The 16086-nt window shown below is 39.9% G+C and carries 12 protein-coding genes; 5 read left to right on the top strand and 7 right to left on the bottom strand.

Going from position 1 to position 16086, the window contains the following annotated elements:
* Nucleotides 1-13 precede the first annotated feature (13 nt).
* From hisS to ndk, 6 genes are all read right to left on the bottom strand, one after another.
* Nucleotides 14-1294, bottom strand: a complete 1281-nt coding sequence (gene hisS, locus CWC11_RS01725) for a histidine--tRNA ligase (protein WP_138681334.1) — start codon at nt 1292-1294, stop codon at nt 14-16.
* A 397-nt stretch (nt 1295-1691) separates the two neighbouring features.
* Nucleotides 1692-2810, bottom strand: coding sequence for a flavodoxin-dependent (E)-4-hydroxy-3-methylbut-2-enyl-diphosphate synthase (gene ispG, locus CWC11_RS01720; RefSeq protein ID WP_058550522.1), 1119 nt, complete (start codon nt 2808-2810; stop codon nt 1692-1694).
* A 5-nt stretch (nt 2811-2815) separates the two neighbouring features.
* On the bottom strand, nt 2816-3685 hold the full coding sequence (locus CWC11_RS01715) for a RodZ domain-containing protein (RefSeq protein WP_138681333.1): 870 nt from the start codon (nt 3683-3685) through the stop codon (nt 2816-2818).
* A complete protein-coding gene (pilW, locus tag CWC11_RS01710; RefSeq protein WP_138681332.1) occupies nt 3682-5562 on the bottom strand; it encodes a type IV pilus biogenesis/stability protein PilW in 1881 nt (626 codons plus the stop codon). Before pilW ends, CWC11_RS01715 begins: the two co-directional genes overlap by 4 nt.
* Before the next feature lie 126 nt (nt 5563-5688).
* Nucleotides 5689-6819, bottom strand: coding sequence for a dual-specificity RNA methyltransferase RlmN (gene rlmN / locus CWC11_RS01705; RefSeq protein WP_058550525.1), 1131 nt, complete (start codon nt 6817-6819; stop codon nt 5689-5691).
* 169 nt (nt 6820-6988) lie between these two features.
* Nucleotides 6989-7420 (bottom strand): nucleoside-diphosphate kinase, encoded by a 432-nt coding sequence (gene ndk, locus CWC11_RS01700; protein WP_002961288.1) that lies wholly within the window; start codon nt 7418-7420, stop codon nt 6989-6991.
* 217 nt (nt 7421-7637) lie between these two features.
* On the opposite strand from ndk, the gene trhP reads away from it, so the two are divergent.
* Both trhP and CWC11_RS01690 read left to right on the top strand, forming a co-directional pair.
* Nucleotides 7638-9023: a prephenate-dependent tRNA uridine(34) hydroxylase TrhP gene (gene trhP, locus CWC11_RS01695; protein WP_138681331.1), complete on the top strand. Its 1386-nt coding sequence runs from the start codon at nt 7638-7640 to the stop codon at nt 9021-9023.
* A 236-nt stretch (nt 9024-9259) separates the two neighbouring features.
* Nucleotides 9260-10132, top strand: a complete 873-nt coding sequence (locus CWC11_RS01690) for an EamA family transporter (protein ID WP_138681330.1) — start codon at nt 9260-9262, stop codon at nt 10130-10132.
* A gap of 34 nt (nt 10133-10166) precedes the next feature.
* On the opposite strand, the gene CWC11_RS01685 is transcribed toward CWC11_RS01690, so the two are convergent.
* Complete coding sequence (locus CWC11_RS01685; protein WP_138681329.1) at nt 10167-11060, bottom strand: LysR family transcriptional regulator; 894 nt, start codon at nt 11058-11060, stop codon at nt 10167-10169.
* Nucleotides 11061-11364: 304 nt separating this feature from the next.
* Here CWC11_RS01685 and CWC11_RS01680 point away from each other — a divergent pair, with 304 nt between their 5' ends.
* From CWC11_RS01680 to CWC11_RS01670, 3 genes are all read left to right on the top strand, one after another.
* Nucleotides 11365-11616: a YfhL family 4Fe-4S dicluster ferredoxin gene (locus tag CWC11_RS01680; RefSeq protein ID WP_138681328.1), complete on the top strand. Its 252-nt coding sequence runs from the start codon at nt 11365-11367 to the stop codon at nt 11614-11616.
* 193 nt (nt 11617-11809) lie between these two features.
* Nucleotides 11810-12514, top strand: coding sequence for a metallophosphoesterase (locus CWC11_RS01675; RefSeq protein WP_138681327.1), 705 nt, complete (start codon nt 11810-11812; stop codon nt 12512-12514).
* A gap of 169 nt (nt 12515-12683) precedes the next feature.
* A complete protein-coding gene (locus CWC11_RS01670; protein ID WP_138681326.1) occupies nt 12684-15611 on the top strand; it encodes a TonB-dependent receptor in 2928 nt (975 codons plus the stop codon).
* Nucleotides 15612-16086: the final 475 nt, after the last annotated feature.

Raw genomic sequence — 16086 nt, 5'->3', positions numbered from 1 at the left:
CTCTAATGTTCGCTTAGCTGTTTATAAGCTCAGCTAGTAGCGCTTTAGCTTGTTCTAATTCTAATGTGACTTGTTCTTTACGCTCGCGTAAATATTTAATGGTCACAACGCCTTTTTCTAATTCATCTTCACCAATAATCACTGCAACAAGTGCATCGCTTTTATCAGCACGTTTTAATTGTTTTTTAAAGTTACCGCCGCCAGCATGAACCATAACGCGTAAACCTGGTACGTCGCTGCGCAGTTGCGCTGCTATAGCTGGTGCTTGAATGCTGGCTTTGTCGCCCATTGCCGCTAAATATACATCAGCATTACGACGAATGTCACCTACGCACTCAAGTGCTTGTAGTAACAGTACTAAGCGCTCTAGACCCATTGCAAAACCAACTGCGGGAGTTGCTTTGCCGCCAAGTTGCTCAACTAAGCCATCGTAGCGTCCGCCGGCACACACTGTACCTTGTGCGCCTAAGCTATCTGTTACCCATTCAAAAACTGTACGGTTGTAGTAGTCTAAACCACGTACTAACTTTTCATTAACCGTGTATATGACGCCAGCTGCGTCTAAACGTTCACATAAATTTTCAAAATGTTCTTTTGATTCAGCATCTAAATGCTCAGATAATTTAGGCGCATCAACTAAGATTGCTTGAACGTCTGGATTTTTGCTATCAAGTACACGTAATGGGTTTGAATACATACGGCGTTTTGAGTCTTCATCAAGCACGTCGGTATGTTGTTCAAGGTAGGCCACTAAAGCATCGCGGTAATCGGCGCGCGCTTCGTTAGAACCTAAAGAGTTAAGCTCTAAACGTACGTGCTCGCTAATGCCAAACGCTTTCCATAATTGCGCTGTTAATAAAATAACTTCTGCGTCTATGTCGGCTGTGGCAATACCAAATGTTTCTAAACCAAATTGGTGAAACTGACGGTAACGACCTTTTTGCGGGCGTTCATGACGAAACATTGGGCCCATGTACCAAAGGCGTTGTTCTTGATTGTACAGTAAGCCATTTTGGTTGCCAGCACGTACACACACTGCAGTGCCTTCTGGGCGAAGTGTTAACAAGTCGCCATTGCGATCGGCAAAGGTGTACATTTCTTTTTCTACTATATCGGTAACTTCACCAATAGAGCGTTTAAATAGATCGGTTGATTCTACAATAGGAAAACGAATTTCTTGATAACCGAACGAAGCTACTGTCTCGCGTAAAATGTTTTCTACTTTCTGCCAAACTTGCGTGTCGCCCGGCAGACAATCGTTCATACCGCGAACTGCCTGAATTTGTTTTGCCACTGATAAATCCTAAATACTGTTTATGTGTAATAAAAAAATGCTTACACAACAAGAATGCTAAAAATTGACCTGACATTATATACCCAAATGACCCCATGATGCGAGTTTCAGTTGGAATTAAAAGCGATTTAGGCAAGGCATTGATTGAAAGTAATAGTGGTTCTATTGTTAAAATCAATAACGCAGTATAAATCGCTTTTAAACCAACCCGTTGGGCGGTTCACAGGTACTTACTCTCATCGTTGTTACTTTTTAAAAGGGATTACCATTCTTGCAAAGTAACGCCTTGATATTTAGAGCCTGTGAAACGCTGAATTCTGTATCTTGGGGTCGTTTGGGTATCCCCTAGCCATAAAGGTAAACGCCAAACACCGCTGTTTGGCGCTTTATGCGGTATTTATTCGACTATTTTAACGTCGATAGGTGTTTGCTGCTCTTTTTGAGCAATAAAGTCGCGCACGTAACCTTCAAGTTGGTCAACAATGTTGTTGTTATCTATACGTGCTTTTTGGCGTTCGCCATTAATGTATAAACCTGAGCGGCGGTTTGCACCGGCAAGGCCAATATCACTCACAAGGGCTTCGCCTGGGCCATTTACAACACAGCCAATTACCGAAACCGATACTGGTTCAATAATGTCTTCTAGGCGTTCTTCAAGCTGGTTCATGGTGCTCACTACATCAAATTCTTGGCGTGAGCAGCTAGGGCAGGCAATAAAGTTAATACCGCGTGAGCGTATACGCAGCGATTTTAGAATATCAAAGCCTACTTTTATTTCTTGTACTGGATCGGCAGCAAGCGATACACGTAGCGTGTCGCCAATGCCTTCAGCAAGTAGCATACCAAGGCCAACAGCTGATTTAACCGAACCTGAGCGCATGCCGCCAGCTTCAGTGATCCCTAAATGCAATGGCTGATCTATTTCTTTAGCCAGTAAACGATACGCGCCTACCGCTAAAAATACGTCTGACGCTTTTACCGATATTTTAAACTGATCAAAATCAAGGCGACGTAATATATCTACATGGCGCATTGCTGATTCGAGTAATGCCTCGGGTGTTGGCTCGCCGTATTTTTCTTGTAAGTCGCGCTCAAGTGAGCCACCGTTTACGCCAATACGAATAGGAATGTTATGTTCGCGTGCTGAGTCAACTACGGCTCTAATACGCTCTTCGCTACCTATATTACCTGGGTTTATACGCAAGCAATCTACGCCATATTTTGCCACTTTTAAGGCTATGCGGTAATCAAAGTGAATATCGGCAACAAGCGGAATACTTACTTGCTCTTTTATACTTTTAAACGCTTCAGCTGCGTCCATAGTAGGCACTGATACGCGTACTATGTCGGCACCAGCATCTTGTATGGCTTGAATTTGTGCAACGGTTGCATCAACGTCCATGGTGTCGGTGTTGGTCATCGATTGCACTGCAATAGGGGCACCATCACCAATAGGCACGTTGCCTACATTAATGCGGGTTGATTTTCTGCGTTTAATTGGGGATTCTGAAAACATAGCGACTACTCTGCTAATGGTAATTTAAATTTAGCTAAACGATTTTTAGGGAACGCTGAAATATCAATAGGTTCGCCGTTTAGGGTAATGCTTACAACGTCATGCTTACCAAGCACAACAGAAAAAGGAGGGGTGCCGCTTACAGTCATTTTGTAGCCTGCTTTTTTAACACCAAATGCTACTTTTTCACCTTCGCCATCGTAAATTTCAACCCAACTTTCGTCATTAAAATTCATTACGATTGTACTTAGGTTATCTGTATTTTGTTCTTGTTGTGCGGCGGGTACTGCTTCAACAGGCGTTTGTGGTGTGAGTGTTTCGCTAGTTGCAAGTGTGCTTTGCGGCGTTAATAACGATTCGTCATCTATTTGGGCTTGTTGCTCTTGTTGTAAAACTGTTGGCTGCGCAGCTTGGCGTTCACTCATTTTTGAGTTCTCGACATTTATATTGCTGGTTTGCTCTTCAATTGGGGTCGCATTTTGCCAAAACCATAAAGCAGATGAGCCAATGACAATCGCTAAAATTAAGTAACTAAATAACATTAAGCGGCTATCGTTTGCTTCTTTTTCTGTGCGACGCGAAAAACTCTGCATGTTAGCAGGCTTTGTTGGCTCCGGCGGTGCGGGCATCATCGCTATTATTGGTGCGCTATCAACTTTTAATTCGCGGCAATAGTTTTTTATATATCCTTTCACAAACGTAATAGGGCCTAGTAATGCAAATTCGTCGTTTTCAAGGCGCTGTACTTGTAATTCAGACAGCTTTAAAGGGGCTGCGATAGTCGCTATGCTAACATTTGCTTGCTCACGGTGTTTTTTTAATATTTGGCCAACCGTAGGCTGCTCGCTTTGAGCTTGCGTATTTTCTTCATTCATAATTTGTATGAGTCTGGATCCACTAGTAAAAGTCTATGTCCTGGCGTTAATGCTATATCAGGACTTAATTTATTCCATCGCATTAATTCATCAATTAATACATGCCGCTGGGTAGCTATATCGTAAAGGGAATCGCCAGCTTTAATTTCGTAATAAATATTAGGATCGTTTAGGTAAATTTTACTTCCATTCATCACCCGATCCGACTCTTTTAAACCATTCCATTGCAGGAGCTTTTGTAGTTTAACATTGTATCGCACCGAAATGCTAAATAGGTTTTCGCCAGCAGCAATTACATGAAACGGTACTCGCAAAGCGGGTACTTTAGGGTTGAGCATTGGCGGCTCTGTTTTTTTCACAGCATCGTAAGGTTTAAACTCAATATCTGAGCTACTTTGGTAGTCGCCATTATCAAATACGCCAGCATCTTTAGTGGTCTCGTAAAATACCACGTCAGCGCCTTCCTCTTTTACAGACCTTACAGGTGCAGTTGTTGCGTTGCTCGTTGTTTGCGGTGAGTTAAAGTTGGCTGCTTTAGGCGCACCAAATGAAATTATTTTAACCTCATCGTCTGTGATAGCAGGAGCTTGCATAGCGTTAGCAGTCGTTGCCGGAGAAACACTCGGTTTAGGTGGGCTTTTTTGTATTTTGGCAGGCTGAGGAACAATGTTATCTGCCGAGTCGTGCTCTGTAGTAAGTGCTAGCATAACCGCTGATGTATCGGTTGGTGCACTTGGTGTTAATACTTTTTCACTTGGTGCCGGTTTTGCTATAGGAGCTTTGTTTGTAACTGCAGGTACTGCATTTGCTAGTTGTTTTGTGCTTTTATCAGCTTGGTTAGTTATTGCGGCTTGAGCTGGCTGCGTTTGCACTGTTCGGGCAATAACAGGGCTTGCGTCTTCTGCATGGGCTACTATCGGTAGTGTTGCCGTTGGCTGATTGTTTTTTGTAACTAAACTGGTTGAGCCATTTGCCGATGCGCTTTTTTTTCTGACAATTTTTATTTTTGGTTTAGCACCCACTAGAGCGCCATTGTCGTCTTCTTTTAACTCATCTAATTTAGCTTTGCGGTATTTTTCGCGTAGCATTTCAAACTCGTTAAAGCGTGTGCGTTTTTCTCTTATTGCGTAAGCTTCGTTACTGCTTGGGTAAGTTTGTAAAATAGTGGCGGCTATTTTTTCCGACTCTTCTATTCTGCCCATTTTATTTTTAACTAAGTAGCTAAGCATTAGGGCGCGAGAAGATACACGTCCTGTATCATCGTATCGTTTTACAAGTTCGCCGGCTTTATGTAAATCGCTTTTAGCGTAATACAGTGCCGCTAAACTAATTAAAGTAGATGTACGTTGCGAGCTATGATTGAGCGCTTGCTTAAAGTAGCTTTCGGCATTTTCAAAGTCGTCAAACTCAATGGCACATAAGGCTAAGTTTTCGTAGCTTTCGGCAACTCGAATATAGCTAGGTACATCAATAGCTTTTAAAAATTGGTCTGTTGCGCGGTCGTACTCGTCAATACCACACAAAAATACGCCATAGTTATTTAGCGTATTAGGATCGTCTGGTTTTATATCAAGTGCTTTTTGGTAGGCTTTATCTGCACGAGCGTTTTCGCCAACTTGTTGGTAATAATAAGCAAGAGAGTAGTGAACTTCAGGTAAATTAGGGGCAAATTCAGATGCGCGTTCTAAATTATATTTTGCTTGCGAGTTGTTACCCGCTTTTAAGTACTGAAGGGCTAAAGCTATACGTGTGCGTGCTGCGCCAGCATTATTAATTTTATTTTTGACGACGGGTTTGTTACTTCCGTTATAACTACTTTCGCTAACACAGCCACTTAGGGCAAGTGCTGATAGTGTTAAAGCAAGTATAGATCGCATTACCTTGTCTCTTTATTTTTGTCCATAGCGCCTATCTTACCTAAAACCTTTCGTGTTGCATCATTTATTTAAAAATAAACAACTTAACCACCCTGCATAGCTAATATACGCAGGGTGGTTATAGGCTTATGCTTGCTGAATATTAACGCTAATAGCGTTATCGTCACGCATTTTCTTTTTCGCCATGCGTTTAGTACGGTCAACTACATCACCTGCTAATTGCCCACACGCTGCGTCAATATCATCGCCTCGAGTACGGCGCACAATACATGTAATACCAGCAGCTTGTAAAACCTTAGAAAAACGGTCAATTCGGCTATTGCTAGAGCGCGTGTATTCGTTACCAGGGAACGGGTTAAATGGAATAAGGTTCACTTTACACGGTGTACCTTTTAACGTTTTAACTAATTCGTGAGCTTGATCAGTGCTGTCGTTAACGCCGTTAAGCATTACGTACTCAATCGTTACGTCTTTATTTGCTTTAGAGCCATCAATGTAACGACGACATGCCGCTAAAAACTCTTCAATAGGGTACTTTTTATTAATAGGCACTAAAATATCACGCAGTGCGTTATCTGGTGCGTGAAGTGAAATAGCAAGCGCTACGTCAATCTTCTCTTTTAATAAATCAAGTGCAGGTACTACGCCCGATGTACTTAATGTTACGCGGCGCTTAGATAAGCCAAAGCCCCAGTCGTCCATCATTAATTCCATTGCTGGTACTACGTTTTTAACGTTAAGTAATGGCTCGCCCATACCCATCATTACTACGTTAGTAACAGGGCGTTTTTCGCTGTTACCATCAAGGCCAATATCTTTAGCTACGCGCCATACTTGGCCAATTATTTCTGATACTTTTAAGTTGCGGTTAAAGCCTTGTTGCGCGGTAGAACAAAACGTACATTCTAAAGCACAGCCAACTTGTGAAGATACACATAACGTTGCACGTTCTTTTTCTGGGATCCACACAGCTTCTACTTCTTGGCCGCCTTCAAGTACTAATGCGTATTTGATTGTGCCGTCGCTCGCTTGTTGGCGTACAGATATTTCTGGTGCAACAATTTCGCATTCGTTTTTAAGCTTTTCTTTAAGCTTTTTATTTACGTTGCTCATTTCGTCGAAGTTATCTACGCCAAAATGATAAATCCATTTCATCACCTGGTCGCCACGAAATGGCTTTTCACCGAACGATACAAATAGCTCGCGCATTGCATCTCGGTTTAAATCTAATAAGTTAATCTTTTTTTGCTCGGTCATGAAACAACCTCAATCGGTGACGGTGGAGATAAAAATTTACAAGGACGAATTGTACACAATTCACTCAGTTTAATCATTAAGTAAAATATCAAAAATGTACTTATGAATACTTTACGTAATGACTAAAAAAGGGCCCGAAAGCCCTTTTCATTTTGTTAACGAGTTCGAATTAACGAGTACGTGAACAAAGCTCTTCGTCAGCGAAGAAGTACGCGATTTCGCGAGCAGCAGATTCAACAGCGTCAGAACCGTGAACAGCGTTTTCGTCGATGCTATCAGCGTAGTCTGCACGTAAAGTACCAGCTAGTGCTTCAGCAGGGTTAGTAGCACCCATGATTTCACGGTTTTTAAGAACAGCGTTTTCGCCTTCAAGAACTGTAACCATTACTGGACCAGATGTCATGAAAGATACTAAAGCGCCAAAGAAAGGACGCTCGCTGTGCTCTGCGTAGAAACCTTCAGCTTTCTCTTGTGAAAGGTGAACCATTTTAGCTGCAACGATTTTAAGGCCAGCAGTTTCGAAACGGTTGTAGATAGCGCCAATGTGGTTTTTAGCTACTGCGTCTGGTTTTACGATTGAGAAAGTACGCTCTAAAGCCATCTTAATGCTCCAATAATTTATAAGTAAAAGTGTGAATATTAACGGGCGCGAATTATACGCGCTTTAGCTGAAAAATCCTAATTTTATTAAAAACCAGTTTGATTGCAGTTTTGTGATCTTGATCAAAAGCACAATGCTTGGCGGATTTATAATGCCGCGCTTGTAAATTAATTAATCATGCAACCGACTTATACTCGGTTCGATGTATGGAGCGCACATGCCAACTGTTTCTTCTTTAACTTCTTTTGTACCTGAACTGTTATGCCCTGCAGGGAGCTTAAAAAATATGCGCTATGCCTTTGCTTATGGCGCAGATGCCGTGTATGCAGGGCAGCCCCGTTACAGTTTGCGTGTACGAAATAATGAGTTTGACCTAGACACCTTACAAATTGGCATTAATGAAGCACATGCACTAAATAAAAAGTTTTATGTGGTATCAAATATTGCCCCGCATAACGCTAAGGTTAAATCGTACTTACAAGATATTGAACCAGTTATAGCTATGGGGCCCGATGCGCTGATCATGTCAGATCCTGGGCTCATTATGCTAGTTCGTGAAAAGTGGCCTGCCATGCCTATTCACTTATCGGTGCAAGCAAACGCCGTTAACTTTGCTAGTGTGCAGTTTTGGGCGAAGCAGGGCATTGAGCGGGTTATTTTATCAAGAGAACTGTCGCTTGAAGAAATTAAGGAAATACGCACGCTTTGCCCAAATACTGAGCTTGAGGTGTTTGTACATGGTGCGCTTTGTATGGCGTACTCTGGTCGCTGCTTATTATCGGGTTATATAAACAAGCGCGACCCAAACCAAGGTACATGTACAAATGCATGTCGCTGGGATTACGATGTAAAACCAGGCATTGAAAACGAAACCGGTGAGATGGTGCATAAAATTGATCCTAAACAAGTTATTCCTACACTAGGTGAAGGCGCGCCAAGCAACGATGTATTTATGTTAGAGGAACAAGGTCGCCCTGGTGAGTATATGCCTGCATTCGAGGATGAACACGGTACGTATATTATGAATTCCAAAGATTTACGCGCCGTACAATACGTAGAGCAGCTAACAAAAATGGGCGTACATAGTTTAAAAATAGAAGGGCGTACTAAATCATTTTATTATGTAGCGCGCACCGCGCAAGTGTATCGACAAGCAATAGACGATGCAGCTTCGGGTAAACCATTCAATACTAACTTATTTAAAACGCTTGAGAACTTAGCACATAGAGGCTACACCGAAGGCTTTTTAAAACGCCATGCCCATCAAGAATATCAAAACTACGAATACGGTCACTCGGTATCTACTAAGCAGCAATTTGTAGGTGAAGTGCTAGGGCGTGACGAAAATGGATTAGTAAACATAGACGTTAAAAATAAATTTTGCACAGGCCATTCACTTGAACTGATGACCCCACAAGGGAACATTTCTTTTACGCTTGAACACATGCAAAACAAAAAGGGAGAAAGTATTAGCGATGCTAAAGGTTCTGGTCACATTGTAAAAATCCCGCTAGATGAGAGCGTTAACTTAGATCACGCTATTTTAATGCGTAATCTAGATGCACACCAAGATACCCGAAATCCATTCAAAGAGGTCAGTTAGGAGCAACTCTAATAACTGCTCAAAGCTATTTTATTATTAAATATGATTTATAGAGTGATGCTGAGCAGTTATATCTTCATCTACTATTTTTTAAATACCATTTATGGAATTTACATTGTCATTAATGCTTATTTATAAAGTTTTAAAAGCGAATATAATGGATATTCGTACTTAACACGTGTTGTTAAATCGCTCCTCACTGTTACTCCATTATTTTTTAAAGGAATCATTTTTGTATGTGGATAATTTTTGCATTACTCGCGACCGTTTTTTTTGGTGCTCGAGGGGTATTGTATCAATGGACGTCGCAAAAAAAGATTAACCGTAACTTATTATTATTCGGTGTATTTTTTGTTGGGTTTATTATTAGTGCGCTAGGTACTGTGGTATTTGAGCACACATGGTATGGCTGGGCAGACATTACGGTTGGACTGGCTTTAGGGTTTGGCTCTTTTGCTGCTAATGGTTTGTTGCATAAGGGGTTTTCGGTTGGTAAGGCATCTTTAATTAGTGTTTTATCTGGATTAACGCCTTTGTTTGTCCTTTTATTTGCTTTTTTATTGTGGCAGGAGACCTTAACAACAATTCAATTAATTGGCTTTTTCATTATTTTTGGTGGCCTTTATATCATTCGTTATTCAAGCGATATTTCGTTGAACAACCTACAAGGTGCACAATGGGGATTACTTGCTGCACTTGCCTTTGCATTTAATGATTTAATGGGTAAGCAATCAACACTTCTTGAGGCAGATACGTTCGCCACTTTAACCTCTATGTTTGGGTTTGGCAGTTTTCTATTTGCTGTCAGTTGGTTAGTAAAGCGTAAAAATGCATTTACAGCGCAAGACAGTTCTGATACGTATTGGTCTGAGAGTAAAACATTTTCGTGCGGATTACTGATTGGATTAACAAACGTGGCAGGTATGGTGGCAATAATATCGGCATTCTCGCTAGGTAACACAGGACTTGTTTCGGCTATTTCCGGAATGAACATTTTAATTATTTTGCTCTATTCACGCATCATTTTAAAAGAGTCTTTTACTCGCCAAGAAATGATAGGATTAGCAACAGCATTTTTAGGTGTAATTGTACTTAGGCTTAGTTTTTAAACGTTTAAAGCTTCCTTTTTAAAAGCATATATTGCTACCTTTCGTTAAAGTGGTGCAATGTATGTTCTATTAACAGTCGTACCCGATAAGGTATTTGTTTTTTGTCGCGATAAAGCATAGAAAAAGGCTGCCCGTCACTTTTCCAGTCAGGAAGAATACGTTTAAGCTTTCCGGCTTTAATAAGAGGCAATGCTATATAATCAGGAATGTAGCTAATGCCTACACCAGACTCAACGGCTTGTTTCATCATTTGTATTTCATCAACTTCTAATCGGACATACGTGTTGGGATTAAAACTGTATTCTTCACTCGTTTGCTGGTTTTTTAACTGCCACGGAACTAACCCAAGGCAAGTTACTTTTGGGTGCTTTTCTAATTGCTTTGGATGATTGATGGGATGATGAGCATAATTTGGGTGAACACACAGCAGATTATGAGTAAACTTAAGCTCCCTAATAACCCAATTATCAATAGCAGGATTTCTTACTCTAAACGCTATATCAATCCCTTGTTTTTCAATATCAATTAGATTATTGGAAAAGCGTAAATCTAATTGAATATCGGGATATTGCAGTAAAAATTCACAAAAAATAGCACTTAAAAAGTGTTTACCCATGTAAATGGGGGCAGAGATCCTAATTTTCCCTTTAGGCTGCTCTTTCTCCTCACAAAGTGCTTGCTCAATACACTCTACCTCGTCAAATAACTTGCGATAGCGGTCGTAATATAACTCACCAGTATGCGTAAGTGTTACCCGATGAGCATCTCGATTTAGTAACGTTAATTGAAGGCCTTGCTCTAATAAACGTATTCTACGGCTTAGAGTTGATAGTGACATATCAAGGCTTACTGATGCTTTTTTAAAGCTACCTCGTTTTACTATGGTGCAAAAGTAACGCAAATCATCGAGAGAGTAATTAGTAGCCATTTAATCCACTTATACTATTAAAATTTAATTCATTGTTTTAGCTAACGTCAATATTAACAGTGGGACAGTAAAACTTCATTAGTGTTTAAGCTTAAAAAGGCTGAAGTTGGCTTGTGAAACCCTGGACATGATGAAGTAATATAAGCAAGAGTATTGCTTAATTATGTATTGATTAAGATCAACATCGTAAAAGAGTCTCAAAGGTATAATTTAGCGTTGCGTAATCGGTGTTAAATAAAAAGTTATAACCACTTTATTTTTAATCGCTCTGTGTTTTATAAAACTTTAATTAAAAGGCTAAAAAGTGGCTTTACTTATAAATAATAAATGCATTAACTGCGATATTTGTGTTGCCGAGTGCCCGAATACTGCCATTTTTATGGGGACTAAAATTTATCAAATAGACCCTGCAAAGTGCACAGAATGTGTAGGGCATTATGATAATCCTACGTGCGTTATGGTATGCCCAATCAATTGTATAAAACCCGATCCTAATAATCGTGAAAACCTTGATGAATTAGCTCAAAAGTATGTCAGGTTAACTAGTTCGCGTTAATAAACCTTTCAAGTGATCACAATATAGTACAAATATAGTTTCCTCTAAGGTTGCTTATAACTTGAACATACTTCAATCCCGAGAGGCCAATATTATTTTAGCTTCATTAAATGTTAATTATAGTGTGTTACTTTAGTACTTTATAAACTTAACGTTTAATCTAGATATAGGGTTAGATTTATAGGAGTCTATTTTGAAAATAGGTACTAACGCTATCCAAAGTGCACCCTCTAAACACGTTATATCGCTTGATAATGATTGTCGCGTATTTGTTATTGGCGATCTTGATGGTGACTTACCCGCCTTAAAGCATGAACTTAATAAAGTAAATTTTGACCCGCAGATAGATTTTTTATTTTGCTTAGGTGATTTTGTTGATCGAGGTGAGCAAACCCCGGATTTATTCTCTTACCTTCAAGCCATTAATGCATTTATGGTTTTAGGTAATCATGAGCATTTAATGCTTGAGTCGTTATTGAGTAACGATAAAGCTGCATATAAATTATGGACAGAAAATGGTGGTAATTGGCACAAATCAATTTCAAGTGAAAAGCTTAAAGTTATGTGTAAAGCGCTTTTAAGTAAGCCGCTTTCTATAGTACTTGAATATCGTGGTTACAAAATTGGTTTATCTCACACATTTCCTAAAATATGGGATTGGAATAATTACCCCGATGATAAGTCAGTGGTTGTAGAGTTGCTACTGTGGGATCGTGATGTAGTTAAGCACGATAAAATAATAAGCAGCAATGGCGTTGATTTTTCTATTCATGGGCATAATTCAACAAAAACGCCTTTTTGGGTTGGCAATAGTTATCATATTGATACAAATTATTATGGAGGGAAACCAACCCTTTTAGAGCTTGGTGAAGTTATTAAAAGTATATCTTTAAAATAATTAACAGTAATGGCTGTTTAATAATCTATTTTTTATTTGCGTTAACAAGCGATTAAGTTTGGCTATGTAAAATTGGCGAAAATTTGCCATTACGTAACATAATTACGTAAAAGGATTAACTATTTGCTTTAGCTTGTGTAAAGCAAGTTTAAATGGAACAGCCTCTCTCATGTTATCAACACACCATTTTTCTCTCCCTTTTTCAAAACTTTGTAAATCATCACTTTATTTATCTGTACTTTCAGCGCTTGGTTCAGGTTACGCCTATGCAGAGCAAGAAGCTTTAAATGCAATAAGTAAAAAAGAGATGGAAGTAATAGAAGTGCGCGGAATACGTTCCAGCATGGCCGAAAACTTAGATGTTAAGCGTATGTCGGGATCTGTCGTAGACGCAATTACTGCTGAGGATATTGGTAAGTTCCCTGATAAAAATGTGGCTGACTCATTGCAACGTGTTCCAGGTGTAGTTATTGAACGTGATGGCGGTGAAGGTGCGTCTGTGAGTATTAGAGGTTTATCGTCTGAGCTTACGTTTACTCAGCTCAATGGTAATTTTATTGCGTCTTCTCCGGGCGAGCCTTCGCGTTCTTTTGATTACACATTATTACCCTCTTCTATGATTGAAAGTGTAGAAGTTTTTAAATCGCCAGAAGCGCGTTTAGATGAAGGTGGTGTTGGTGGTACTGTATTAATGCATAGCCGAAAGCCATTAAGTATAGAGGCGAACTCAGGTGTATTTAATGTAGAAAGCACTTACGCCGATGTTACCAAAGAGTATGAACCTCAATTTACTGGGTTGTATCCGTGGAAAAACGATGATGAAAATTTTGGCATTTTAGTGGGTTATACCTATCAAGAGAGAACAAATAGAACGATCTCAGGTGGAACCGATGCAAATGTTTGGCGCTACACTGGTGGCGGCCAGCCTACTGATATTACTGGTAACGCAGTTGATAACAATAATGGCTGGGATACGATAAATGATGCAAGTGGTAATAGTTACGATGGCGTTTGGTTTCCACAAGTAGTGCGTGGCTCAGTACTAAACGAAAAACGTGAGCGCGAAGGGATTCAATTTAGTACGCAATGGCGGCCAACAAATCGTTTAGAGCTAGGTTTTAATTACTTTGGTTTTACACTCGGGCAAGACCGAACTGAGTCTGTAATTGATATACCTGAATGGTCACTCAACCCTGACTTTTTAACGGCGGTTAATCTCGACGAAACAGGCACTATTGCAACAGGTATGCAGTACGATGCTATGGCAAGCGGCGTCGAAAATGATATGCAGTTTCCGTGGATGCGCGGAAGCTATGTGCGAGAAGAGTCAACTTCAGACACGTTTGATTTTAACTTAACTTACGAGGGTGATAACTTCAAAGCACGCTTTGTAATTGGTAATACAGAATCAGAGGGCGGCCCAGAGGAAAGCTGGGAAGCGGCGTATAAAAGTTCTAATGCGGGAGAAAACGCAGCGACTATACAAAACGCAGCTCAAACGGCTGGTTGGTCACTAGAGCAAGATAACGTATCACTTAATATTGATCCAAACACACTCGCTAACTTACAAAATGGCATTGGTGGTGGGCGTGATGCGGGTTCATCAAACTCAAGCTTTGTACGCAGCGAGCTTGAAGAAGACTATTATCAAGCAGATGTCGATTTTTATGTTGACTGGGGCTTTTTAAAAACCATTAGAACAGGCGCTAAATATCGCCATGCGACACTTCATCGAGAAACAGGTAATACGTTTTTTTTAGATCCTAATTTTGATATTGCTGCAGGTGAAGCAAGTGAGCAAGGAATAACGCAGTTCGATAGTTATCAATGGAATGGTGGGATGCCGCTGGCACAAGATGTATTCACCAATCAAACAAATATAATAGGTGGGTTTAGCATAAACCAAATGCCAAGTGTTGATTGGGATAAATATCGTGATTTAGTGACAGCTAACTACAACCCATATACACGAATTGAAGATAACTTTGTTTACGTTATAGAAGAAAAAATATCTGCTTTTTATATTCAAGGTGATTTTGAATTTAGTGAAGTAAGAGGTAATTTGGGCGTACGCGTAGTACAAACTAAAACATTTACTTCATCAACCGACCTATATACCTATCAATTAGATCATACAAATGATGAAACAGGAGAGCCAGTAACAGGTGATGCTCGTTTTGTAGAAGACTATCAATTAGTCTCTCAGCAAAATAAAGACACTCAAATTTTGCCAAGCTTTAATATAGCCTGGGATGCAACCGATGATTTAGTTATTCGAGGAGCAATAGCTAAAGTAATGTCTCGTCCTGATTACAGCGATTTAGGTGCGCAGCAGCGTATTACATTTGTATCGGATGAATGGGCAGATGATAGAGCTGCATTTAACGAGCTTCCTGGTTTTAGTGGCAGCGGTGGTAATAAAAACTTAAAACCGTTTGAGTCAGTACAGAGCGATTTATCTATTGAGTATTATTACAGCGAAGGCTCAGCAGCAGGTTTGGCACTATTTTACAAAAAGGTCGATAACTTTGTCGTACCGCTTGTAATAGATACACAGCAAAGCTTTGCAGGAAAAACCAACATAGTAGATAGTGGTACTATTACTATTGCACCCTATAGCACTGTAGGTAATGGCACCGATGCAGTATCAAAAGGCGCGGAAGTATTTATTCAGCATGCATTTGATAATGGTTTTGGGTTTTACGCAAACTATACCTACAACAAAACTAATAAAGCAGACGTTACTATAAATGGCGAAGCGTTCGGTCAATCGCCACTAATTGGCAGCGCCAAATATCAGTACAATACTTCTGTTTATTACGAAGCTGATTATTTTAATGTACGTGCTTCTTATAATAAGCGAGGCGAAACAGTACTCGGTTTAAATAGCGGGTTAAATGTATACCAAGATCCTTACGAACAACTCGATGTAAATGCATCCGTAAATTTATACGATGGGCTAAGCCTTACCGCAGCAGTTATTAATTTAACTAAATCTGAATCAGTAACGCGTTTAGGAAATGACACCGATGCACGATTACTCAATACTAGCTACTCAGGTCGTCGTTATTACGCTGGTATTAACTATAGCTTTTAGATATACGGCCTAATAGTAGAACAATAGACATTATTATTTGATAGCGCAGGCTATAACAAACACTTTAAAAGGTATTAAATGTTAATAAAGTGCTAGTTATGTTGTTTTTTTAATGTGTTTAGCTCAAATACTCAACGAACAGTGTTTTATTTAAAGTTTTATCAATAAAACGCTTGCGTAAAAATCTGTTCTCCCTATAATGCGACCCCACTGAGACGGGAAACGCCGATGCATAGCAAGGCAGCAGCGGCTCAGAGAGTTAAGTGAAACTTCAGTTTTGAATCTTCTAAAAAGAAAGTTTAAAACAAAATATTGACTCGAAAAATAAAGGGTGTATTATTCGCATCCCTTGAGACGCTAAAGCGACTCAAAACGTTCTTTAACAATATAAAGCAATCATCTGTGTGGGCACTCGTACAGATTGAGTTCTAACAGCCAACCTACTTCGGTAGCGAGGCAAACAAATTAGAGTCTC

Origin of the sequence: Pseudoalteromonas sp. S3178 (assembly GCF_005886985.1) — a bacterium.
In the GTDB taxonomy this organism is placed as follows: domain Bacteria; phylum Pseudomonadota; class Gammaproteobacteria; order Enterobacterales; family Alteromonadaceae; genus Pseudoalteromonas; species Pseudoalteromonas carrageenovora.
The sequence above is the reverse complement of the archived record's forward strand: the minus strand, read 5'-3'. Positions and strand labels throughout refer to the sequence as shown.

What these genes read in the sequence shown, in the direction of transcription:
- CWC11_RS01690 (WP_138681330.1), top strand. Translation starts at nt 9,260, where the DNA reads ATGTGGATAATTTTTGCATTACTCGCGACCGTTTTTTTTGGTGCTCGA.
- pilW (WP_138681332.1), bottom strand. Translation starts at nt 5,562, where the DNA reads ATGCGATCTATACTTGCTTTAACACTATCAGCACTTGCCCTAAGTGGC.
- CWC11_RS01670 (WP_138681326.1), top strand. Translation starts at nt 12,684, where the DNA reads ATGTTATCAACACACCATTTTTCTCTCCCTTTTTCAAAACTTTGTAAA.
- ispG (WP_058550522.1), bottom strand. Translation starts at nt 2,810, where the DNA reads ATGTTTTCAGAATCCCCAATTAAACGCAGAAAATCAACCCGCATTAAT.
- CWC11_RS01715 (WP_138681333.1), bottom strand. Translation starts at nt 3,685, where the DNA reads ATGAATGAAGAAAATACGCAAGCTCAAAGCGAGCAGCCTACGGTTGGC.
- trhP (WP_138681331.1), top strand. Translation starts at nt 7,638, where the DNA reads ATGCCAACTGTTTCTTCTTTAACTTCTTTTGTACCTGAACTGTTATGC.
- CWC11_RS01685 (WP_138681329.1), bottom strand. Translation starts at nt 11,060, where the DNA reads ATGGCTACTAATTACTCTCTCGATGATTTGCGTTACTTTTGCACCATA.
- ndk (WP_002961288.1), bottom strand. Translation starts at nt 7,420, where the DNA reads ATGGCTTTAGAGCGTACTTTCTCAATCGTAAAACCAGACGCAGTAGCT.
- rlmN (WP_058550525.1), bottom strand. Translation starts at nt 6,819, where the DNA reads ATGACCGAGCAAAAAAAGATTAACTTATTAGATTTAAACCGAGATGCA.